We start from the raw sequence: 21725 nt of genomic DNA, 5'->3' as shown, positions 1-21725 counted from the left end.
GCGGCTCCCGGACGGGGTGCGGCTGCAGATTTGCGCCACAACCACACGCCATCCTCGGATCACTGCTCGGCGCGCCCCAAAACTATCCAGCGTCCGTGATTTCGCAGTCTAGCCGAATGCAATCCTTGAAGCACGTTGCCCACCCCGATGGCGGTCCGACAGGAAACAGAAGTGTGCAAAATGCCGCGCACGCCGCCATACATTTTAGCTTGTCCATCGGCAGTCCGCCTGGCGGCGGCGGGTTGCAATCTGCGTGGGAGCCGCAGTGGAGGTTCGCGACGAGGCACGCCAAGGTCGGGTCCACCTTGCCCGCCATTCGGGCCATCTCACATTCGTAGCATGCGCCAGGCGAGAGGCCGCGGCAGTCGCGATGTCGGCCACCGATTCCTGCCCCCCTCGCCACCAGCATATCCCCTCCGCCCCCTGCACTCGCCACCAACCCCTCCTCCTCCACGAACCGACCCAGGAAGCGCCACTGCGTTGCGGCCGAGCCGCTGGTGTACATTAGCACACCAAACGCGTCGTACAGGTTGTTGCTGAGCACGTTGGCGGAGCCGTCGGTGATCACGCCGGCTGTTCCGCCGGCGTCGAAAAGGTGCCATTCCGAGTTGCGGCGGTAGATGGATGAGCCGCAGCCCATGCCGCGGAGGTAGACCGCGCTGGTTGACCATGACTGGCCCGTGAGATCGCTCGTCTGCTCCACGAGGTCGCCCGCGCTGCAGGCGACGCCGCACGGGAACCAGGTCCAGGCGGCAGCCGAAATGTCTTTCTTCCACCTCCGCCCGCCGTCGAAGGCATAGCCGTATTCGTAGGCTGTTGTGCCGCCCACGGCCAGGCTCAGTAGGTGACCGTCTTCGTCGTAATCGGCCGAGAGCGCGCTCGAACCGCCCGGCCATGATGCCAGTGTCTCGTCGCTGTTCCACGTGTAGGTCTCATTCAGCCCGGTGGCCGAGTCGTCGCACGTGGCCAGGAGCGCGGCGGCATTGTAGTCGTAGGCGCCGTTATGCACCGTTGTGCCGTTGATGATGATCTTCGCCGTGAGACGCAGGTCGCTCGCATCGTAGGTGTATCCGCCGGAGTAGGGCCGGACGCCGGTGCGGGTCTCGGAGGTGAGCCGGTTGCACGAATCCCAGACGTACTCCGTGATGTCGCCGCTCGGCTGCTCCACAACTTTGGTCCTGCGGCCGCCGGCGTCCAGCGTTACGGTGTAGCCGGCGATGGTCGCCTTGGTCGACGTATTGGTGTGCACCACGGAAGTCAGCCGGTTAGCGCCATCGTAGCCGTTGGTTTTTGTAACGCCGTCCGAGGTGACCACCACTGTCTTGAGGCCGTCAACGTTGTAGGTTGTCGACGCGCTTGAGGTGCTGTCGGCCACTTTCACGGTGTTGTTCGCCGCGTCGTAGGTGTAGTTTGTGATGCGGCCGGTAACGTCGGTCTGGCTCGTCAGCCGCTGCCCGGCATCGTAGACGGCGGTTGTGGTTCCGCGCGGGTCTGTCTGCTGCGTCCGGTTGCCCCAGGCGTTCACGGTGAAATACCGCGTGCCGGTGCCGTCTACAGCCTCGGTCAGGTTGCCCTCCGCATCGAGCGTCAACGCGATCGATGGCGCGCCGCTGGTTGGGAAGGCGATGCCGATCAAACGACCCCACGCGTCCTGCGTGTAGTTGGTGACCCGGCTGTCGGCCCCGGTGCGCTGCGTGAGAAGGCTGTTCTTGCTGTAGACCCAGTAGGTGGTCTTCAGCAGCCCATTGGTGCGGCTGGTGGTATGGCCATAGGTATCGATGCCGAAAGTGGTGACCCGCAGCATCTGGTCGGTAATCTGCGTCCGCTCGCCCGTGCTGTTCAGGGTGTACTGAATCAGTCCAAGGTCCGGCCGCGTCACGGAGGTAAGTCCGTAGTTCGCGTTGTAGCCGTACTGCGTTTCGTTCAGGTTCGCATCGGTGTGTGTCAGCATCTGGCCGGCGCCGTTCCAGGTCCACTGGTCCTCGTTTCCGAGCGGGTCCTTCTGGCTGAGTTTGTTTCCGTGGCTGTCCCAGACTGAGGTGGTGGTCTTGCCGGAGGGCAGCTGCACACTGTTGCGGTTATTGTTCGCGTCGTACAGGAAGGCGCTTTGATCCCCGAGCCCATCCCGCATTGCGACGAGGAACCCATTGCTGTCGAACGCATACGTCACCGTGTTCAGATTGGGATCCGTCCACACGATGGTCGTCTTTGCGGCCTTTGGCCAGGGTGGCGGCGACGCGCCATACCGGATGGGTGTGCTGGACCCGGAGATCAGCGCATAGAACACGCTCTCCCCGCTGCCGGACGGCCCGGAGACACTGGCGAGGCAGTTGGTGTTGAAATAGCTGTAGGTCCACGGGTTGGTTTTTCGGTCGGTGATGGAGTTGACGTTATTGTTCGCGTCGTACCCAAAACTGTAGTCATAGGCGGTCCCACCGAGCAGCGGCCACGTGATGCTGGCGAGGCGGCCCGAACTGTCGTAGGCCAGCGTCCACTGGTTGGATACGCAGTCGGTCACGCTGGTCAGCTTGCCGCTGGTGTATCCCAGGGTGAAGGCGCGGCTCACCGAATCGGTGATGCTGGTGATGACCCCGCCGCTCCAGGCAACGGTGACGGTGTTGCCAAAGGTGTCTACGATGGAGACCAGCTGGCCGCTGGTGTTGAACTTGTAGAGCGTCTGGTCCTTCGCCGTGAGGGTCCAGGTGGAGTCGGCATTCTGAACCAGCGTGTCGTAACACCCCACCGGCGCAGTGAAGCTGCTGCCGCTGCCGTAAAACGCCGTCTCCGTTCCGTCCGGCCGGATTACCACGGCCGGATTGCCGCTGATGATATACCAGTTATAGCTGTGGGTCCACTTTGGCCCAACGGCCGTAGTGCGGGTGCTCTGGCTATTGAAGACAAGCCCAAATCCCAGCCCGGTGCGGCCGGACCAGCCGGTAACGCCAAACTGCAGCTGCACGTTGCCGGTGGAGAGGTTCACGTTACCAAACCGGATGGCATGGCTGGCCTGCCAGCTGGAGGGCGCGCCCGGCTGTGGTGGGGAGGGAGGGTTGATGCCGCCGGACGCGAATGCCGGCTCCTGGCTGGAGGCGAGGCCCGCCGCACCGGCGGCGGTGGCGCCGACCGTAATGGCCGCCGCCTTGAGGAAATCACGCCGCGAAGTTACGCGGGGCGAACGCGGTATCCGTTTTGAATTGCGATTGCCCCCCCCCCATACCATTCGGAGAGTTGGACTCGGATGCGCCGCGCGATTTACGTTTGCCTGCCATTACAATCGACCTTTCTCCAGCCTTAGCGGCTGGCAGCCGGACGTCAAACGGTTGCCGTGAGAGGCGTACGTCGCGGGGCAGACTAAGGTCCTGTGGCGTGCGTCTTATTTAAACGATTGCCGGCGATGCCCTGCCAGCGAACAATTGCCAAAATACCCTGTTAACCAGGATGCTGTGAACTAGTCTACAACGCCTGTTTCATGCTGTCAAGGCTTTTGCAACAAAAAGTAAAAAAAACCTTGTCGGAATACGACCACACGAGGCGGTCACACCTGAGCCGGGACCGAAACCGTATGCGCGAACCTATATGTCCTATCTGGCGGGCGCGTACCCCAATCAAACGCGATGGCAGTGCGGGACCCTTGCTGAAATGCGACCAATGGGACATATGAGACATATGCGGTAGCCAAAATCTGCGCCTGGTGCGCGGTCTCGGGCCGCTGCTCCTCTTGCCAACCACGTGTGCGCGAACCTATATGTCCTAGTTGTCGCATTGGTCCCATGTGGTGAGCGCGTGCCCCAGCGGCAAACGTGATAGCAGCGCGGGACGCCTGCTGAAATGCGACAAACAAGACTTATGCGGTAGCCGGAACCGAAGCTTGGCGCACAGCGGGAAGCCGAGCCGGAACCATCCGGCGGACACTCTTCCACGACGCGCGGGGGCGCGCACGTCGCTGTCGCAGGTAAACGGTGTCTCGGGGGCGAATCGCAGGCTATTGGGAGGCGTGACGGAGTGGCGTCGTGATGCCGAAAGACCTCGCTTTTACAGAAGCAGTTGTGGTAACCCCGCCGGATCAGACGCCGGTGCAGGCTCGCGCTGTGGCGATGCTCATCGAGGAAGTTGCGGCGCGCAGCCGTGTGGACTGGCGCACGTCCGGCGCCATTCCGGCTCCAGGCATCCCGGTGGTGTTGGCTGGAGTCGGCGAAAGCGCGGCCGCGCTGTTGGATGCAGCCGGGGCGCCGGCCGCCGCCATGCCACGGGAGGTGCGCGCCGAGGGGTTTACGCTCACTTCCATGGTTACTGAGCGAGGCAACATGGCGGCTGTGACCGGGGCCGATGACCGTGGTCTGCTGTTCGGTGTCGGCCGGCTGCTCCGCACACTGCGCCTCGGACGCTGGGAGGTCGCGCTGCCCGACGGTTTGCAAATCGCAACTGCCCCGGCATACCCGCTCCGCGGGCATCAACTGGGCTACCGTCCCAAAACCAACTCGTACGACGGCTGGTCGCTGGCGATGTGGGAGCAGTACATCCGTGACCTCATCGTATTTGGCGCGAATGCCGTAGAGCTCGTGCCGCCGCGAACGGATGACGCACCCGACAGCCCGCACTTTCCCCTGCCGCCGCTAAAGATGATGGCAGGCATGTCGCAGCTCCTTGCCGGCTACGGGCTGGACGTCTGGATCTGGTTCCCGGCGATGGACCGCGATTATGGGTCCGAGCCGGCGATCCGGCGCTCGGTGGCGGAGTGGAGCGAAGTGTTCGCCGCGCTGCCACGCGTGGATGCCGTGTTCGTGCCGGGTGGTGACCCTGGACACACGCCCCCGCGACTGCTCTTCGCCCTTCTGGAACAGCAGTCGCATGCACTGAAGTCATACCATCCCAACGCCGGTATGTGGGTCTCGCCACAGGGATTCGATGCCGCCTGGATGGAGCAGTTCATCGGCATTCTGAGGGCGGAAGAGCCGGCGTGGCTTGCCGGAGTGGTATTTGGCCCGCAGGTGCGAGTCAGCCTTCCGGACTTTCGCCGGATGGTGCCTGATCGGTACCCAATTCGCCGCTATCCCGATATCACGCACTGCCGCGAGTGCCAGTATCCTCCACAGGACTGGGATCTGGCCTATGCGTTGACCGAGGGGCGTGAAGGCATCAACCCACGGCCAGTGGATCAGGCCCACATCTTTCGAAAACTCGCCGGCGATGCTATCGGGTTTATCAGCTACTCCGAGGGCTGCAACGACGACGTGAACAAGGTGGTCTGGAGCGCGCTTGGGTGGGAACCCGACGCCGACGTCCGCACAATCCTGCAAGATTACAGCCGGTACTTCATAGGTCCGGATTACGGGGAAGTGTTCGCCGAAGGATTGCTGGCTCTGGAACGTAACTGGCGCGGTTCGCTGGCCGCGAACACAGGTGTGGATGTCACGCTACGTCAGTTTCAGGTAATGGAAAAAGCCGCCACACCGTTCCAGAAACGCAACTGGCGCTTGCAGCAGGCGCTGTACCGCGCCTACTATGATGCCTACCTGCGGGCGCGCCTCTGCTTCGAGGAGGAGCTGGAGACGCGGGCGACGGATGCGCTTCGTGGCGCCGCGGCTGTCGGAGCGCTTCGCGCGATGGAGCAGGCCGAGGAGATCCTTGCGCTGACAGCGGTTAGTCCGCCGGCGCAGGACCTTCGCGCACGGGTCTTCGAGCTTGCCGAAGCGCTCTTTCAAAGCATCTGCATGCAGCTGAGCGTGCCGCGGTATGCCGCAATTCACTTTGAACGCGGCGCCAATCTGGATTCGATCGACGCGCCGGTGAACAACCGGGATTGGCTCCTCTACCGGTTTCAGGCAATTCGCTCGCTGCCGGATGAGGAGGCCCGGCGGCAGGAGCTGAACTCCATCGTCAACTGGAGCAGTGCCGGGCCGGGCGGCTTCTACGATCAGCCCGGCGACCCACGGCAGCGACCACACCTCGTTGTCGGTCCCGGGCTGGAGGAAGACCCGGGCTGCTATGAATCCGTGCGAACCGGGTTCGCCGATTACATACCGACGCATCGTGTGGCATGGTGCCGTCATGCCGAGACGCTCTACGATACGCCTCTGGTGATGCGATACTCCCGGCTGGACCCGGCTGCACGCTGGAGGCTTCGCTTTGTGTTCGCCACCGACGACCCCGGCAATGCTGGCGCCGACCCGCGCGACGCCATCTCAGTGTTCGCCGGCACCGGCGCTCTGCTTGGCGGACCGATGCAAAAGCCGGTTCCAACCGCGCCGGTTGAACTGGCCATTCCGCCGGAGGTGATCGTAGATGGCGAACTGGAGGTTCGGTGGACACCTGCAGCGGGGCGCGGACGCAACGGCCGCGGGTGCCAGATAGCCGAAGTGTGGCTCACGCCGCATTGGCGCCACGGCGACGCTCCAGGTGCTGGCTAGCCTGTTATGGAGACGCGAAAGCCGGGAGGTGAAAAGCGGCAGCTCCCAAACCGCGCCTGGTTGATCACCCGCCTCCTGCTGTGCGTGTCGGCGCCTGTTGCAGCCGCAGCCGTGGCGTCGCCGCCGCAACCAGCGTTGAACACGGTAGAGCGCCGGATCATCCAAAACCCCTATCCGCCGGTCTCGGCGCTCGCACGTCTGAAGCGTGGCCTCCGAGCCAGGGATGCTGAAGCGCGCTTGAATCAGCTGGTGCCGTTGTCGGCACGCCTTGCCTTCTCGCCCGGAACGGGCATGGGGTGGGCCATCCCGGATGAGCAGTACTATGCAGCGATGCCGGCAGCAGCGCGCACGATACCGCTGCACTGGCGTTCATATCCCTCGGTGCAATTCGTCAACAGCGAGCTTGGTGGTGTTCGCACGGTCGCGCTGCACCGTAGCAAAGGTTGGGATCAGTGGCTGCTTTCCGATCCGAGGCACTCGCTACATGCCGTCATGAGCATTGACCTGCACACGCGGCACGTCTGGTTTATGGAGGTCCGCCGCCAGCCGAACGGGTCCTGGAGGCTGACGCGGTCGCGCGATACCTGTTTCACGTGTCATCCCGGCGGCCCACGGATCATCCGGCCGATGCCGGGCTCGGTAGCCGGCACCTCGACCCTGACAGCCTTCAACACCCGCATCATGCGCATAGGTCCCTGCGGGTTCGGAACGGCCGTAACGCCCGCCGTCACCGGGCGGGCAGTAAACAATCCCGGTTGCATTGGGTGCCACAACGGCGCGGCAGAGGCTCGCCTCTACCAGGCCAATGATCGCGTTATACGGTTCAAGAGCCGGATCGACAGGACGATGCCGCCCTGAAAACGGATGGATTCGGCCTCTGCGCACAGTAACATGTGATCTTTATCACACTGCGGGAAAATGCCGTATTTCCGGCATCGCTTGCGCGTAGTGCGAAGTGGGAGGGCAGCGGCTTTGCCTGCTTCACGTCACAATCCGGCCCGTGCCAGGCGCCATCCGGCCGCCCATCCCCAGGTTTTGCTTTCAGCCGGCCGCCTGTCTGCCCACCGGATTAGCGGAAGTGTATTCCGGCGCGCGCCGAGGTTCCGGATCCTTTGCGCGCGAGCCGATGATCTCCGGCCGTCACCTGCTTCACCCCAAGCCGCGCTTGCGAGAGCTGCAAGCTGGCCAAGTCCGGCCAACAGCTCCGGTTGCAGCTTCTGGTACGGAACCGGCTGCCGGCTGCCGTTTGCGCTTGAACGGACCTGGAGGCTGTAACATGAAGCCGACCGTTTTAGCCGTGAATCCGGGCAGCTCATCTCTGAAATTCGCGCTATTCGAATTGGACATCGCGACTGGACGACCTGAGCGCCATGCGCTGCTTACGGGAGCCGTAGACCGGATGGGTACGCCACACGCGGCGCTCCGCTGGACCTGCTCCGCGGGCAAAACGGGTGAGACCGCAGTCCCCGGCATCGGCATGGCGGATGCCTGGAGCGCCGTGCAGCGGAGTCTGGTTGGTGCGCCGCTTCCGATTGCGATTGTCTGCCGCGTGGTTCACGGCGGCGGGCGGTTTACGAAGCCCATCCGCGTCACCGGCGCTATCACCAGCGCCATCCGCGGATTTGCCGACATGGCGCCCGTCCACATTCCCCCGGCGTGCGACCTGCTGGAGCAGATGCTGCGGCGTAGACCGGTGCTGCCTGTATTCGCCGTGTTTGACACGGCATTTCACGCAGAGATGCCCGACCTCGCTCAAGCGTACGGCCTGCCTCACGAACTGGTTGAGGGAAGGAAGATTCGGAGGTACGGTTTCCACGGCATCGCGCACCAGTTCGTCTCCGGCCGCCTGATGGAGCTGGTGCACCCGTCCCAGCCGGGCCTGCGCACCGTCACCTGCCATCTGGGCAGCGGCGCAAGCCTCTCAGCCGAACTTGATGGAGTGAGTATCGACACCACGATGGGCTTTAGCCCGCTGGAGGGTCTGATGATGGAACGCCGGTCCGGCGACATCGATCCCGGGCTCGTGCTCTACCTACTGCGGACCGGCATGACCAGTAAGCGCCTCTATCAACTGCTGAACGCCGAGAGCGGCATGCTGGGCATATCGGGTCGGAGCGGTGATGTCCGCGATCTGGAAGCGAGCGCCGCTTCCGGAGATGACCGGAGCCGTCTGGCCCTGGCGGTATTCGCCTATCGAGCGGCAAAGGCGCTCGCCGGCATGGTTGTGGCGCTGGGCGGTGTGGATGCCATCGCGTTTCACGGCGGCATCGGGCAGCATTCGCCAGAGATGCGCGGGCGGATTTGCGGCTACCTCGAATGCCTGGGTATCCATCTCGATGAGCGCAGCAACGGCGGCGCCGATGGTGCGACCGAGTCGCTCATTTCGGCTACCGGATCGAAGGCCGAGGTGTGGGTTGTGCCGGCCGATGAGGAGTATGCGATGACCATGCAGGCATCTGCGCTCCTGGCGAACGGGCCAACGGCAACCACAGCCAGGTCGCGATCTGCTGCGCTGGCTCAAGCCTCAGCCTAGTCATCAGCCACGCTGCGCATTGCCGCCGCCGCGTTGGCGAATCTCCGCCGCAGCCGCATAATCTCGCCGCCCTCAAACGGTGAAAGCACATAGTTGGTAAGCAGCATTGTAAGCGAGCCGTCCGAAGTCAGCATCAGCATGGTGCCGGTAAACCCCGTGTGGCCGAAGGCGTGGTCACCAAAGTCACCGCCGGGCAACATGCCGTTCGGTGGCGTGAACCATCCGATCGAGTGTCCGCCAATGGCAGGCTCAATCTGATTTGTCGACATCACGGCCGTGGCGGCCGGAGACAGAAGTGCGTTTTCACCCCGGCCCATGATGGCCGCCACAAAGCGCGTCATATCGTCCAAAGTCGAGAAGATACCAGCATGGCCGGCAACACCGCCCATGCTGGCCGCATTGGCGTCGTGCACGCTGCCAATCAGCGTCTCTCCGGGCCGCCAGCTGCAGTGGGCCGTGGCCGCAATGCGCGGCTGGAGCGCGGCGGGCGGATTGAACATCGTGTCGTGAAGCCCTGCAGGCTCCAGAATCCACGCGCGGAGCAGCTCGTCCAGCGGCAGCTGGTAGGTTCGGGCGAGGACTTCGCCAAGCAGGATGTACCCCAGGTCGCTGTAAGCGTAGCGCGTGCTGGGCTCGGCGGCAAGCTCCATACTCAGGATGGTGGGTACCGGCGATGCTTCCGAACGCTCGTACAATGCCTTCCACGGAGATAATCCGCTCGTATGCGTCGCCAGCTGCCGCAGCGTCAAATCGCCTGCCCTGGTCCCGACGGCTTCCGGCAGAAAAGCAGCGAGCGGCATACCCAGGTGCAGATCACCACGCTCGGCAGCATGGAGCAGAAGCACGGCGGTGAACGGCTTGGTGAGCGACGCCATATCGAAAATGGTGTCGAGCTTCGCTGGGGAGGCCGCGCCGTCGCGCAGATTCGTAACGCCAACGCTGCCCTCCGCCACGGTTGCGCCCGACCCGGTTACGCGCCATGTAGCGCATGAGTACCACTCCTTCTCCACGCCGTCCAACACCATCTTCTCAAGCCGCTGGGCGCACGCCGCTACGCTCATCTCCTCGTGGCTGGTCATCGTGACTCCTTTCCGCCCAGCCGGTCAGCTACTCGCTGTACCACACCGGCCGTCTGCGTGCGAGCGGTAATGATGATGTCGATCTTCGGCCCGGCCAGTGAACCGGCTGTCCAGACATTCGGGCTGAGCGTCTCGTACGTCTCGCTGTTCTGCACAGGCCTCCCATCGGCTGTCTGCTCCAGGCCAAGCAGCCCCATAATCTCGCCATCAGGTCGCTGGCCCAGCAGGGCAAAGACAAATCGTGCAGGCAATTCAAATGGCGTTCCGTTTGGCCGCCCTCCAGAAGGATGCTCCGCGTCGTACTCCACGGGCTGCATCCACGCCCGCGCCGGCTCAATCCGCGTGACGATGACGCCGGTTAGCAGCTTCAGCCGGCCATCCGCGACCGCCATCTCGAGGTCACGCACCACAAAGGGCCTCAGGTGGCTCTGGCCCGCCACCGGTTCACGCCGCATGGCGAAGGTAACCTTGGCGTGCGCCTCCGCCAGAGTCAGCGCCGCATAAACGGCTGAGTTTCCGCCGCCCACAACAAGCACAGGCTCATCGAAGTACTCGGTAGGCTCGGTGAAGCGCGAGATGACGTGCGGCAATTCGGCGCCCGGGCATGGCAGCCGGACCGGGATATCCCAAACGCCGCATGCCAGTACAAGCGCCCGCGCCACCAATTCCAGCGGCTGGCCACCATCGGGCTCCCGCACCGTTTGCAGTCTCCACGCCTGGCCATCCTAGGCTGCCGCCGTGATTCGGCGCCACAATGCCAACTGCAGGTCTAGCGCGTGCGCTGCAGCCCGAAAGTAAGGCAGTATGTCCTCGCGGCAGGGCTTGTCGCCGCCGCGCATCGGAAACGGCACGCCGCCCACCTCCATCTCATCGGGCGGCGAGAAGAAGCGGAGAGTTTGAGGATACTCCACAAAGCTGTGGGCTAGACCGCGGCGATCCAGCACAAGGCAGTTCAATCCCAGCTTGCGGGCTTCTGCCGCAGCGTGAATCCCGGCTGGACCGGCGCCGATCACAATCAAGTCGAAGAGAGTACCGGCGTGGGCGAATTCGTTCTGCGTCATAATGAGGCGGGCAGCGCGCCAACGGCTTGTTGCAACGTGACGCCCTCGCAGATTATACGCTGGACCGGCACGAATAATCTGCTCGCTCGCCCGGCGGCGCGCCATGTGGCGGCTCGTGGTAGCCCTCGTCTTAGCAATATGAACCAGCTATTTACACTCGAATCCTGGCAAAACGATCGCATCGTGTCGGCGATTGCCGCGAACGGCGAAGTCGGATGCACCGTTGGGCGGACCGGCTTTCATGTCGCTTCCGAGGATGCCGCGGGAGAGACGCAGCGGTTCACGTGGGCGGGCAGGCGCAGGTCGGGCGCGCAGCATCCATTGACCTCATTCGGCACGCTGGTCCGGACGCTGGAGGTGGATGGCGAGCAGATATTCGATACAATCTGGCGACAGGCAATCAACCCGGTCAATGGCGTCGTCACATCCGAGCTGAAGCACAACTCCATTCTCGAAACCGCCGAAACCTCAGTCCTGCTTCAACGCAATGTGTTCCGGGTAGAGACGGTGCTGCGAAACGATGGAGATGCGGCTCGGAGCGTCGTCTTCCGCGTTAACTACACGGCGGACGAGCCGGATATGTGGTTTACGCACGAGATCGACGGCCGGAGAGTTCGGCTGCACTATGAGTTTGCCGGTGAGCTTGGCGAGCTGACGCTTGAAGGCGACTGTTCGGAACCAACTGCTGTTTCTCGCAGCGAGGTCGGTAAGCGCGGCGCCGCCATAGAAACCGCGATCAACCTTGGCGCACGCAGTTCGGTGACGCTGGTAACCAGCATGCGCTTCTCAGATCGGCGCACGTATCTGGAGCCGGCTCGAGCCGACACCATGGACGACGAGCGCAAGGAGGCCGAGCGCCAGCGAGTTGAATTCCAAAGCGCGTCCGATGTGATGACCGGGGATGCCACCGTGGACGCATTCCGCCAGATGACGCTCCACACGCTGCGAAGCACCATCACCAAATGGTCAATACCTCCGGCCGTGGGCAAGCCGTACTGGGATGGCGGGGCATTTCACGATGAGCTCTATCCTTTCCTGGGCTTGCTCTCTGCCAATCACCCGGAGCTTGCCGCCCGCATACCGTGGTTCCGGTTGACCACACTTCCGATGGCAATCGATCGTGCGTTTGGCCGTGGCGCCCACTTTCCGTGGAGCAGTGATGAGGCCGGAAACGAGCGCGATCCGCTGGGCCCATGGCTCACAGAGAAGTTTCACAATGGCCAGTTTGCGCTGGCGGCGTGGAACCTTTGGCTCTACGAGCGCGACCTGGTGCAGTTGGACGACCTCTACCCGCTGCTGCGGGAAATAGCACGGTACTACCAGATGAATGCGCTGGTGCGCGGCCCCGGCAAGCAGCTTCGCACCGTCCGCGGCGTCGATTTCGACGAAGCGGCGGGTGAGGTGGAGAACGGGCCGTTTACCACGTGCGCCGCCGCTGCCTCGATGGAAGCCGCCGCCAACGCAGCGCACCTGCTTTCGCGTGACGCGGCCCGTGCGGAACAGTGGGCGAACCTGGCACGCGAGTTGCGGCAGAATCTGCAAAACGGCGGCAGCACGTGGGAGCCACCGGCAGGCGCACCGTTCCATATGTCGGTATTGGCGCCGGTCTTCCCCTTCCGAATCGAGTTCTCAAGCGCACGAGCGCTGCAAACCGCGCAGACTGCCCACGAGTCCCTGCGGTCCCAAAAGGCGTTCAAGCCCGGCCTCGCCGAGCCGTACGAACAGTCGATGTGGACATGGGCCGGCGCCCACCTGGCTGCGGTACACGCGTGGCAGGGCAGTGGCGCGCTCGCCTGGGAAGCTCTGCGCGGCGGCGCCGCGTCTGCCGGAGCATTCTGCAGTCCGAACGAACATGTTGATCGAAATGGACACGTCCGCGTCCCGTGGTTCACAACGGGCGCCGGATTGTGGCTTTATGCACTTAACGCCCTGTTTGTTCAGGTGGATGAGGTCGGCACACGCCTGCTGCCGGCGGTGCCGCCAGGCGTACCGTCGCTCACGTTCAAACACCTGCGAGCCGCGCACGGCGTGCTTGTTTCGGGGCGCATCGAGCACGGGGCCGTGGCGGAACTTACCGCAAGCGCATCCCGCGCCACGGATTGGCGCTTCAGCATCCCGGAAGCCTGGGCTGAGCGTATCGCGGCGGACCGCGAAACCGGCCGAGCCGGAACGGCCAGTTTCCGTATTGCATTACCGACCGGGGAGACCTCGCTTCTTCGCGAGAATCGATAGGCGTTCGGCCCGCGCCGCGACGTTGCCCGCCGGCATCCGGCTGGTCCGCCGTCTCGGCGGGGTAAGCTCAGGCTCGAGCGTGCTCGTTGAGGCGCGTAAGCGCAAGGAACTCGAGAAGATTCTCCTGCGTGATCATACCGACCAGCTGCTCGCTTCCGCCCTCCTCCGCCATCACAAGTATTGGCCAATGGGCTGCAGTTTGCGTGAAGACCGACTCCAGTGAGTCATCCGGCCCGCACCGGGCAAAGTCACGGTCCATCGCGCCGGCAACCCAGGCATCAGCGCCGGCCGCGGCCATGCCACGCAGCAGCGCGCCGCGCGGCAGAACACCGACCACTTCCTGGCCATTCAACACGGGGAAATCCTGTTGACTGCCGGCAAGCAGCGCTGTGGCCGCTTCGCTGAGCCGTGCGCCGTGTGGCAGCGTGCGATAGTCCGTTAGCATGGCGTCGCGTACGCGTCTTCCGTGAACAAGACTGCGAGTCTGAATCGCCGCCGACTCCTGGCCTGCCGCGAGGTAGACGAACACCGCAACGATAATCAGGAGAAAGTCGCCGGTCCACAGGCCCGCGAAGCCCATGACCCACGCCAGCGCCTGGCCCACGCGTGCCGATAGAACCGTGGCGCGCACTTCGCCAATGCGCACCGCCAGCAGGGCGCGGAGGATTCGGCCGCCATCCATGGGGAAAGCCGGCAGCAGGTTAAAGCCGGCCAGCACCACATTGGCAAACAACAGGCCCGCGAGAAGCGTTCGTGGTGTGCTGACAACGCCTATTCGCGGTATCCCGCCGCCGGTCACCTTGAGCGCCACGACGCAGACCAGTGCCAGTACCGCGTTGACGGCCGGCCCAGCGAGCGCAATCCAGAACTCCTGCCGAGGCTCCGGCAGCCGCTCGATGCGCGCGAGTCCGCCAATCGGGTAGAGCACGATATCCACAGTTCGGATGCCGAAGAATTGCATTGCAGTCAGCGCGTGGCCGAGCTCATGGAGCAGCACGCAGACAAATACGCCAACTACAAACAGCAGCCCGTCAAAGGGATGTGGCTGCTTGCTAGTGGCGCTGGCTACAAAGAGCCAGGCTAGCAGTAGAAGGAACGTGAAATGCAGCCGGATCGGTATACCAGCCACACGGGCCACGGCAACCGAGCCGCCATCATGACGCGTGGGTGATGACTGTGTGGCCCGGCTGCGCGGATGGTTGGCTGGTTCGATGGGTCTCTCCCGGGTGCCCGCTGGAGCTCAGCCGATCAGCGCTCGCCACGTTCGGCGCAGCAGCAGCACCAGGCGGTCGCCCAGCGTTACGTGCGAAACGGAGTACGTAACCGGGTCGGTAAGGTGCTGTAGTTCCAGGCGGCCATACTGCTTCACGGTCAGCGAGACGGCGGCGTGCACCAACCCTGCGTCCGTTTCAAAGTGGCCTCTCCAGCGGCAAACAAAGCATTCCCTGTTGGTAGCCAGGTTCAACTGGCCACACAGCTCGCAAATCTTCAGGTCGTCTTCGCGGAGCGTTATGACGCGCCGCGCCGCAGGCTGAACGCCGTTACCCGCCATCTTTTTCAGGCCTTCTTACCCGATTACCGGTCGTAGGTTGAGCAATCTCTTTGAGCCGGCCCCGCCATGGCCGCTGTGTGGCGCAATAGACACATTGTGCTTCGCGCGCGCTCAATAAACGGTACGACTGGCGAACGAAACGCGTTTCGTTTGGGTGCGGGCTCAGTCTCCGCTGTATACCACACTGGTCACCACATCGCCAACGGCCTTCAGGCTTTGAGCGTCGCATTTATCCACGGTATCTTCAAGCGTATGCCAGTAGATGTATCCAGTGTTTTGATAGGGTGGGTACGGGAGTGGGTCTATGAGGTCGATCGTAGGTATGCCGGCCTTGTTCAGGGCCAGGTGGTCGTCGCCAACGTCTTGCATCTCGTCGGAGCGGAACACCTTTCCGTATCCAAGAGATTGGGCCACGCCGAATACGCGATCATTGAGTGAGCCTGCGAACTGCTGCGATGCCGACTCACGCGGTATGAAGAGGTTCCGCATACCGATCATATCCAGCAGAATGCCCCATTCCGGCTTGCCGAACCGGGGATCCTTCGAGAAGTTCTTGGCGAAGTAGCGCGAGCCGAGTTCCACGCCATCACCGTCGCCGTTGTTGGCGTTGAAATCGCCATAGTCCTCACCGTCATCCAGCAGTAGCACCACGCCGACCGGCGGCCTCTGCTGTTTGAAGAGTTTCGCCAGCTCCAGAACCACACCGACGGCGGATGCGCCGTCGTCCGCACCCAGAATTGGATTGACCCGGTTCCATCCGTTCGAGCTGAACGAGTACGGAGGCGAGAGTTTCGCCACGGTGGAATAAGGCCCGTCAGCGATGGGGCGCGTGTCCCAGTGCGCCAGGATCAGTACCGGGTGTTGCGAAGGCTTGGTGCTGCCGGCCGGATAGAAGACGCCGACCACGTTGGTGCATGGCATCTGATGGTACGTGAACTTTTGCGCGATCGTCACATCGGCATACTTGGACATCTCACTCTGCAGCCATGCAAGGCACTTGGCGTGCGCCGGGCTGCCGAGAGGCCTCGGGCCAAACGCCGTCTGTGCGGTGAGATAGGTCCAGGCCCGTGCCGAGTCGAATGTCGGATGGGTTGGAGCGGGCGCGGGAGTCGGTCCGGCTACTTGAGCGCCGTCGGCGGTGCCGTGCCCGCAGCCCACCAGAGTGGCCACAACAGCGAGCAACAGCACGCTCATCGCACGCTTCCGGGAGGGGGATCCTGTCACGGCTCATCCTTTCAACGGAAGCCGGAATGTCCGGCATTCAAGGCAGGTTCTTCTCTAAGGTTTGGTTACGAGGCGCGGATCGAAGCGCGTAATATGGTGATGCCCGGCAAGCCAGGTGGTTATCGCTCCCGAAAGCGTTGACGTCGTCTCGTGGTCAATGGCGCTCTTCGGCCAGACTTTGAAATAAGCCAGCGCGCCATTGGCCAGAGGTGTGGGCATTGCCACGAGATAGGTATGGGCAATTTCGAGCGCCGCGGATCCCACCTTGACCGATACCACGTGAGACTGCATGGTGGCATCTACCGATACGGTGACCGTGAGGCCCGACATCTGCAAGAAGCCGCTGTTCTCCTTGGGGAAAAGCGTCAGCGAGTGGCGCAGCGCCTTCTCAATCTGGCTGCCCGTCAACTTGACGACGGCTACGGTGTCGTCGCCGAACTCCAGCGACTTGACCACGTCAGCCGGTACGAAGCTTCCCTTTGGTATCGTGGCTTCGTCAAAAGAGGAGGCTGCAATAAAAGCGATATCGGCTTTGCCGGCGCTGCGCAGCGAGTCGGCCACAAGATCGCCCAGAGGCGTTTCACCAGATCCCATGTTCCGGGTGGTTAGTTCCACCGTTGTCGTCCAGCCGGGCGCGACGACGGGTGGCGACGGCTTTCCCGCGGGCGCTTGCAAACTTGCGGTACGGATCGCCGTTCGGGCTGTTTTGGCCGTTCGGCCCTTCTGGGCGCAGGCACGCGTGCAGACTGCGCTCAGAAGCATGAATGTGGCCGCTGAAATTGCAATGCTATTCGCCGATCTCATCATCTGCCGCGCTCCTGACCTATTGGACGCATGCGCGCTGCGCAAAGTTACGGCGATCCGCTCTTCTGCCACTGCAGCCATGCCTGGATGAATGGATCCAGATTGCCGTTCAGCACGCCGGTTACATCGCCGGTCTCAACATTGGTGCGAAGGTCTTTTACCAATGTGTAGGGCTGCAGTACGTACGAGCGATCCTGATTGCCCCACTCATTCGCTTTCGTTTCGCCTCGCATCGCGCGTTCGCGCTCCTTCTGTTCTTGCTGGCCGCGGTCCCACAGTCGGGCGGCCAGCACCTTCATCGCCGCAGCTTTGTTCTTGTGCTGCGAACGCTCGTTCTGGCAGGTTACAACCAGGCCCGTCGGCAAGTGCGTAAGGCGCACGGCCGACTCGGTTTTGTTCACGTGCTGACCGCCCGCGCCACTGGAACGGTAGTAATCTATACGCAAATCGTCGGGATTTATCGCGACGGCCGCCTCTTCTCCCACATCGGGCAGTACCTCCACGCGGGCAAAACTTGTCTGCCGACGCTTGGCGGCATCGAATGGCGATATGCGCACCAGCCGGTGTACTCCGTGCTCGGCGCGCAGATACCCGTACGCATAGCGCCCCCTCACAAACAGCGTAGTACTGCGCAAGCCGGCCACATCAGCCTCGCTCTCGTCCGCTACCTCCGCATCGAAGCCTTTGCGCTCGCACCAGCGCAGGTACATCTGTTGGAGCATAACCACCCAGTCGCACGCATCGGTACCGCCTGCGCCGGCCTGAATTTCGAGGATCGCGTCACCGGCGTCGTACGGCCCGCCGAGCAGCATCTCGATCTCCAGCCGGTCCAGGTCGTGTGCCAGTTCTCGAAGGGCGGCGGCCAGCTCGGCCTCACTCTCAGGATCGGGTTCACCCGCCTCCTGAAGCAGGTGACAAAGGGCTTCCACGTCGTCCACGCGCCTGCCAAGCGCCTGCACCGGCGCGATGCTCTCCTGCAGCTGGCTCAGTTGTTTCAAAAGGGCCTGAGCAGCGGGCGGATCGTCCCACAACTGCGGGTCGGACGATGCCGTTTCTAGTGTTGCAATAGTGTCTAAACGTCCGGCGACGTCAAAGATGCCCTCCAAGCTCATTCAGCCGGAGCCGCATCTCTTTCAGTTCGTTCGCTGTCTCCTCAAGCAATTGACGTCTCTCCTGAAGGCGGTGATAGCCCGCCCCCGATGGTCGGATTATACTTTGGCGGTGCCGGGGAGTCAAGCAAGGGCGGGTGGGTTGTGGCGTCCGTTGGCCGCATCTGCTCGCTTACGCGGCGGTACGACCAGCTTTGAGGGGCCCATACGCTGCACTGCATGCGTGCCATCCGTCGCAGTTGTCCAGTCTGGACCCGCGCACGGCTTCGGCCACGCCAGTCGCAGACGATGACCCAGCGTCGCCACCAGACAGCCCGGCGCAGGCTGTGATCCTTCGGCTTCGCTCAGGATGGCGACTGAGTGATGGTTGACGGAGCGGTAAGTGGTGGCGAACACGGCCATCTGCAACATCCAGCGGGCCAGATGTTGCCCCGGTTGAAGTACGGAGTCAAGCGCCTGTGGTTTATCGAAGCGGCGTGACGGATCTCTTTATGCCTCGCGCATGAAGGTAACCCCAGTGAGCCCAATCGGTCTCACGCCACTCGCCTGGCGCTGCAGGGGCGGCAGATCTGCGGGTAACGGTTTTCTGGCCACAAAACATCTCCGCCCCTTGCGCCAGGGCGGTGTGGCAGGGTATCCGTTTACGTGGCGCCCGGCGCACATCTTGCGGAGCAGAGCATGGGGCCTTCACAAATCATTGACGTGCCGGCCATACTTGCCGATTTCTGCGACATCGCGCCGGATCCCGGCAACCCGGCGCAGCGCGTTTCGTTTGGCACGTCGGGTCACCGCGGCCGTTCGTCCGACGGGTCGTTCAACGAAGCGCATATTGCAGCGATCTGCCAGGCGATCTGTGAGCGGCGCAGCCAACTCGGCATCAACGGGCCTCTTTTCCTCGGCATGGATACCCATGCTCTCTCGCGGAACGCGCACAACGTGGCGCTGGAAGTGCTTGCCGGTAACAGGGTTACCGTCTGCCTCTCACGGGCCGAGGGTGCGGCCGCGTATACGCCGACACCGGCCGTGTCGCGGGCAATAATCAGCGAGAATTCGCGCGCCGGCAAACCACACGCAGACGGCATCGTTATCACACCCTCGCACAATCCGCCGACTGATGGCGGTATCAAGTACAATCCGCCCGTCGGTGGGCCGGCCGACACGGCAACCACCGGATGGATTGAGACACGCGCCAATGAGTTATTGAGCACGTGGCGTCGCGACGTTCGCCGTATACCCCTCGAACGCGCGCTTGACGCCGACCGCACTGTCGCCTTCGACTTCCTGACTCCCTATGTTGATGGGCTGGCTCTGGCGATCGATACCGGTGCGATAGCCCGTTCGCAAATCCGCATCGGCGTCGATCCGCTTGGCGGCGCATCTACGGCATGGTGGCCCGAAATCGCAAACAGGTACCGGCTGAACCTGGAAGTGCTGGCGACCGCGATCGATCCGTCGTTTTCGTTTATCCCGCCCGATTATGATGGCGTGATCCGTATGGACTGCTCCTCGCCTCCAGTGGTGGCGAACCTTGTCTCCCATCGGAACGAGTTCCGCATTGCATTCGCGTGCGATCCAGACGCAGACCGGCACGGGATCGTGACGCCAACAGCAGGCCTGCTCGATCCCAACGGATACCTCGCGGCCATGGTGCACTATCTGCTCCACCACCGTGAAAAGTGGCCCGCCGGCGCCCGCGCTGCCAAGACTATCGTGACCAGCTCGCTGGTCGACCGCGCGGTTGAGGCGGCTGGTCGCAAGGTATGCGAAACGCCCGTTGGTTTCAAGTGGTTTGCCGACGGACTTCTGAACGGAACAATCGCATTTGGTGGGGAAGAGAGTGCCGGCGCTTCCTTCTTGTGCCTGGACGGCGCGCCGTGGACCACAGACAAAGATGGTATCGTGGCCTGCATGCTTGCCGCTGAGATAACCGCCGTTACGGGTCACGACCCCGGCGAATGGATTGAGCGCCTGCACGGAGAGTTGGGGCGCCCGTGGTACCGTCGCGTCAACGCACCCGCCACGTTGAAGCAGCAGGAGGCGCTGCGCAACCTGACACCAGAGGCGGTTTCGGCCGATACGCTCGCGGGCGAGCCGGTGCTTCAGCGGCTTACAACTGCGCCCTGCAACGATGCGCCGATCGGCGGACTGAAGGTCTCCGGATCTGCCGGATGGTTTGTAGCGCGGCCCTCCGGCACGGAGCCGATCTACAAGATCTACGCCGAGTCGTTTCGCGACGAGGCGACCGTGGATGCGATCCTGCATGAGGCGCAGCAGATCGTGACCGACACACTGTCAAACACCTGACGGCCTCCGAAGGCGGAGCAGTTCCAGCGTTTGCCAGAACTCCGGAAACGTCTTGCCGGCGCACGCCGGGTCGCGCAGCACCACGCCGGGCGACCGGAGCGCGGTTATCGCCAGGCTCATCGCCACGCGGTGATCCTGCCACGTGTCCAGAGTTGCGCCGTTCATGTGGGCGGCCGGCTCAATCGTCATTCCGTCCGGCCTCTCGTGCACGGTAACGCCCAGGCGGCGCAGCTCGGTGCACATGGCCGAGACGCGATCGCTCTCCTGAAGGCGGCTGTGCGCAATGCCCCGGATTGTAGTCGGTGTTGTGGCAAATGGTGCGATAGCGGCCAGCGTAAGACTGGTATCGGATATGAAACGCATATCGCGGTCAACGCCCTGAAGGCAGCCCGGTGGCGGGCCCTCAACACACAGGCCTTCGGCCGTATCCTCCGCGCGGCACCCCATCGATCGCAACACCTCGGTGAAGGCCACATCACCCTGCAGGGAGTCATGGTTGAGGCCAGGCACCGTGACCCGCCCGCCCGTGATCGCCGCCGCAGCGAAAAAGTACGATGCCGATGAGGCGTCCGGCTCAACTGTGAGGCGGCCGGGCGGTAGGTAGGGACCGCTTGCGCTCCGCCACACGCCGTCGGATTCGCCGCACTCTACGCCAAATCTCGCCATCATCGCGCACGTCATCGCCACGTAGTTGGGCCGTAGGTCACCGAGTATGGAGATTGCCATGGGCAGCTGGGCGTATGGCGCGGCCATCAACAGCGCCGAGAGAAACTGGCTGCTCTCTGCCGGCGAAAGCTCCATCGTTCCGCCAGCCAGACCGTTTGCGTGAAGCGTGAACGGCGCGCACCCGACAACGCCATCAAATGTTATGCCAACGCCTTGCGCTCGAAGTCCGTCCAGCAGTCCGGCCTGGGGCCGCGCCCGCATGCGCTCGGTACCGTCAAAGCGGTATTCGCCGTGGCCTAACGAGCACAGAGCGGCCAGAAAGCGGATGGAGGTTCCCGAGTTGCCGAGGAACAGTCGAGCGCTTGCCGCCGGGATACGGCCGCAGCAGCCCGTCACCCGGATCGTCCGGGCCGCCGGATCGCACTCCGTTTGGATCCCCAGCGCACGAAGCGCCTCCGCCATAACCTGCGTATCATCGGAATCCAACGCGTTGACAATCTCCGTCACGCCGTCGGCAAGCGCCGCCAGCACCAGACCGCGGTTTGTAATGCTCTTTGAGCCGGGGACTGGGATGACGGCGTCCGGAGGTGTTTCAAGAGGCAGTACGGCAATGGTATCGGCGAGGCTCATAGAGGCATGGTACCGCGATAGGCAGTTCGACATCCAGTTGGGCCATACCACGCCGCGACAGGGGCTGCACCGGTGAAGACTCCAGCGTCGTGCGATTCCTTGCGTGCCGCCGGCAAGCTATGTT

Annotated in this window: 15 protein-coding genes; 5 read left to right on the top strand and 10 right to left on the bottom strand. The window is 63.2% G+C overall.

The features are described 5' to 3' along the window. Nucleotides 1-82: 82 nt before the first annotated feature. Nucleotides 83-3220 carry an RHS repeat protein gene (locus KGJ62_08155; GenBank protein ID MDE2126547.1) on the bottom strand — a complete coding sequence of 1046 codons (3138 nt, stop codon included), beginning with the start codon at nt 3218-3220 and terminating at the stop codon, nt 83-85. Nucleotides 3221-4013: 793 nt separating this feature from the next. Between KGJ62_08155 and KGJ62_08150 the strand changes: the two genes are divergently transcribed. From KGJ62_08150 to KGJ62_08140, 3 genes are all read left to right on the top strand, one after another. Then, complete coding sequence (locus tag KGJ62_08150; protein ID MDE2126546.1) at nt 4014-6407, top strand: hypothetical protein; 2394 nt, start codon at nt 4014-4016, stop codon at nt 6405-6407. 6 nt (nt 6408-6413) lie between these two features. Further along, nucleotides 6414-7265 (top strand): hypothetical protein, encoded by an 852-nt coding sequence (locus tag KGJ62_08145; protein MDE2126545.1) that lies wholly within the window; start codon nt 6414-6416, stop codon nt 7263-7265. 418 nt (nt 7266-7683) lie between these two features. After that, complete coding sequence (locus KGJ62_08140) at nt 7684-8940, top strand: acetate/propionate family kinase (protein MDE2126544.1); 1257 nt, start codon at nt 7684-7686, stop codon at nt 8938-8940. Here the strand turns inward: KGJ62_08140 and KGJ62_08135 are convergent. The 3 genes from KGJ62_08135 to KGJ62_08125 are packed head-to-tail and all read right to left on the bottom strand — an operon-like array spanning nt 8937 to nt 11080. Further along, nucleotides 8937-10019, bottom strand: a complete 1083-nt coding sequence (locus tag KGJ62_08135) for a beta-lactamase family protein (protein MDE2126543.1) — start codon at nt 10017-10019, stop codon at nt 8937-8939. The two genes, KGJ62_08140 and KGJ62_08135, sit on opposite strands and share 4 nt — an antisense overlap. Next, nucleotides 10016-10717 carry an NAD(P)-binding domain-containing protein gene (locus tag KGJ62_08130; protein MDE2126542.1) on the bottom strand — a complete coding sequence of 234 codons (702 nt, stop codon included), beginning with the start codon at nt 10715-10717 and terminating at the stop codon, nt 10016-10018. The genes KGJ62_08135 and KGJ62_08130 overlap by 4 nt, the downstream gene beginning before the upstream one ends. A gap of 27 nt (nt 10718-10744) precedes the next feature. Then, entirely contained in the window at nt 10745-11080 is a 336-nt protein-coding gene (locus tag KGJ62_08125; GenBank protein MDE2126541.1) for an NAD(P)-binding domain-containing protein, read from the bottom strand. Between the two features lie 138 nt (nt 11081-11218). On the opposite strand from KGJ62_08125, the gene KGJ62_08120 reads away from it, so the two are divergent. Continuing rightward, entirely contained in the window at nt 11219-13312 is a 2094-nt protein-coding gene (locus KGJ62_08120) for a hypothetical protein (GenBank protein ID MDE2126540.1), read from the top strand. A gap of 67 nt (nt 13313-13379) precedes the next feature. On the opposite strand, the gene KGJ62_08115 is transcribed toward KGJ62_08120, so the two are convergent. From KGJ62_08115 to prfB, 5 genes are all read right to left on the bottom strand, one after another. Beyond that, a complete protein-coding gene (locus KGJ62_08115) occupies nt 13380-14450 on the bottom strand; it encodes a site-2 protease family protein (protein ID MDE2126539.1) in 1071 nt (356 codons plus the stop codon). 102 nt (nt 14451-14552) lie between these two features. Further along, nucleotides 14553-14864, bottom strand: a complete 312-nt coding sequence (locus tag KGJ62_08110; protein MDE2126538.1) for a hypothetical protein — start codon at nt 14862-14864, stop codon at nt 14553-14555. A gap of 162 nt (nt 14865-15026) precedes the next feature. Beyond that, nucleotides 15027-16058: a M28 family peptidase gene (locus KGJ62_08105; protein ID MDE2126537.1), complete on the bottom strand. Its 1032-nt coding sequence runs from the start codon at nt 16056-16058 to the stop codon at nt 15027-15029. An 84-nt stretch (nt 16059-16142) separates the two neighbouring features. Continuing rightward, on the bottom strand, nt 16143-16895 hold the full coding sequence (locus KGJ62_08100) for a 5'-nucleotidase C-terminal domain-containing protein (protein MDE2126536.1): 753 nt from the start codon (nt 16893-16895) through the stop codon (nt 16143-16145). A gap of 44 nt (nt 16896-16939) precedes the next feature. Further along, nucleotides 16940-18004, bottom strand: a complete 1065-nt coding sequence (prfB, locus tag KGJ62_08095) for a peptide chain release factor 2 (protein MDE2126535.1) — start codon at nt 18002-18004, stop codon at nt 16940-16942. A gap of 675 nt (nt 18005-18679) precedes the next feature. Between prfB and KGJ62_08090 the strand changes: the two genes are divergently transcribed. Then, nucleotides 18680-20305, top strand: a complete 1626-nt coding sequence (locus tag KGJ62_08090; protein ID MDE2126534.1) for a phosphoglucomutase, alpha-D-glucose phosphate-specific — start codon at nt 18680-18682, stop codon at nt 20303-20305. Here KGJ62_08090 and aroA read toward each other — a convergent pair. After that, nucleotides 20294-21601 (bottom strand): 3-phosphoshikimate 1-carboxyvinyltransferase, encoded by a 1308-nt coding sequence (aroA, locus tag KGJ62_08085; GenBank protein MDE2126533.1) that lies wholly within the window; start codon nt 21599-21601, stop codon nt 20294-20296. The genes KGJ62_08090 and aroA overlap by 12 nt on opposite strands. Between the last annotated feature and the right edge of the window lie 124 nt (nt 21602-21725).

Source organism: Armatimonadota bacterium, assembly GCA_028871815.1.
GTDB lineage: Bacteria > Armatimonadota > Chthonomonadetes > Chthonomonadales > Chthonomonadaceae > REEB205.
Note: the sequence above shows the minus strand (reverse complement) of the source record. Positions and strands in the feature narration are given on the sequence as shown.

Bases quoted from the DNA above. Each gene is read 5' to 3' on its own strand.
- KGJ62_08100 (MDE2126536.1), bottom strand. From the start codon at position 16,895: ATGATGAGATCGGCGAATAGCATTGCAATTTCAGCGGCCACATTCATG.
- KGJ62_08125 (MDE2126541.1), bottom strand. From the start codon at position 11,080: ATGACGCAGAACGAATTCGCCCACGCCGGTACTCTCTTCGACTTGATT.
- KGJ62_08105 (MDE2126537.1), bottom strand. From the start codon at position 16,058: ATGAGCGTGCTGTTGCTCGCTGTTGTGGCCACTCTGGTGGGCTGCGGG.
- KGJ62_08155 (MDE2126547.1), bottom strand. From the start codon at position 3,220: ATGGTATGGGGGGGGGGCAATCGCAATTCAAAACGGATACCGCGTTCG.
- KGJ62_08120 (MDE2126540.1), top strand. From the start codon at position 11,219: ATGAACCAGCTATTTACACTCGAATCCTGGCAAAACGATCGCATCGTG.
- KGJ62_08135 (MDE2126543.1), bottom strand. From the start codon at position 10,019: ATGACCAGCCACGAGGAGATGAGCGTAGCGGCGTGCGCCCAGCGGCTT.
- KGJ62_08145 (MDE2126545.1), top strand. From the start codon at position 6,414: ATGGAGACGCGAAAGCCGGGAGGTGAAAAGCGGCAGCTCCCAAACCGC.
- prfB (MDE2126535.1), bottom strand. From the start codon at position 18,004: ATGAGCTTGGAGGGCATCTTTGACGTCGCCGGACGTTTAGACACTATT.
- KGJ62_08110 (MDE2126538.1), bottom strand. From the start codon at position 14,864: ATGGCGGGTAACGGCGTTCAGCCTGCGGCGCGGCGCGTCATAACGCTC.
- aroA (MDE2126533.1), bottom strand. From the start codon at position 21,601: ATGAGCCTCGCCGATACCATTGCCGTACTGCCTCTTGAAACACCTCCG.
- KGJ62_08090 (MDE2126534.1), top strand. From the start codon at position 18,680: ATGGGGCCTTCACAAATCATTGACGTGCCGGCCATACTTGCCGATTTC.
- KGJ62_08150 (MDE2126546.1), top strand. From the start codon at position 4,014: ATGCCGAAAGACCTCGCTTTTACAGAAGCAGTTGTGGTAACCCCGCCG.
- KGJ62_08140 (MDE2126544.1), top strand. From the start codon at position 7,684: ATGAAGCCGACCGTTTTAGCCGTGAATCCGGGCAGCTCATCTCTGAAA.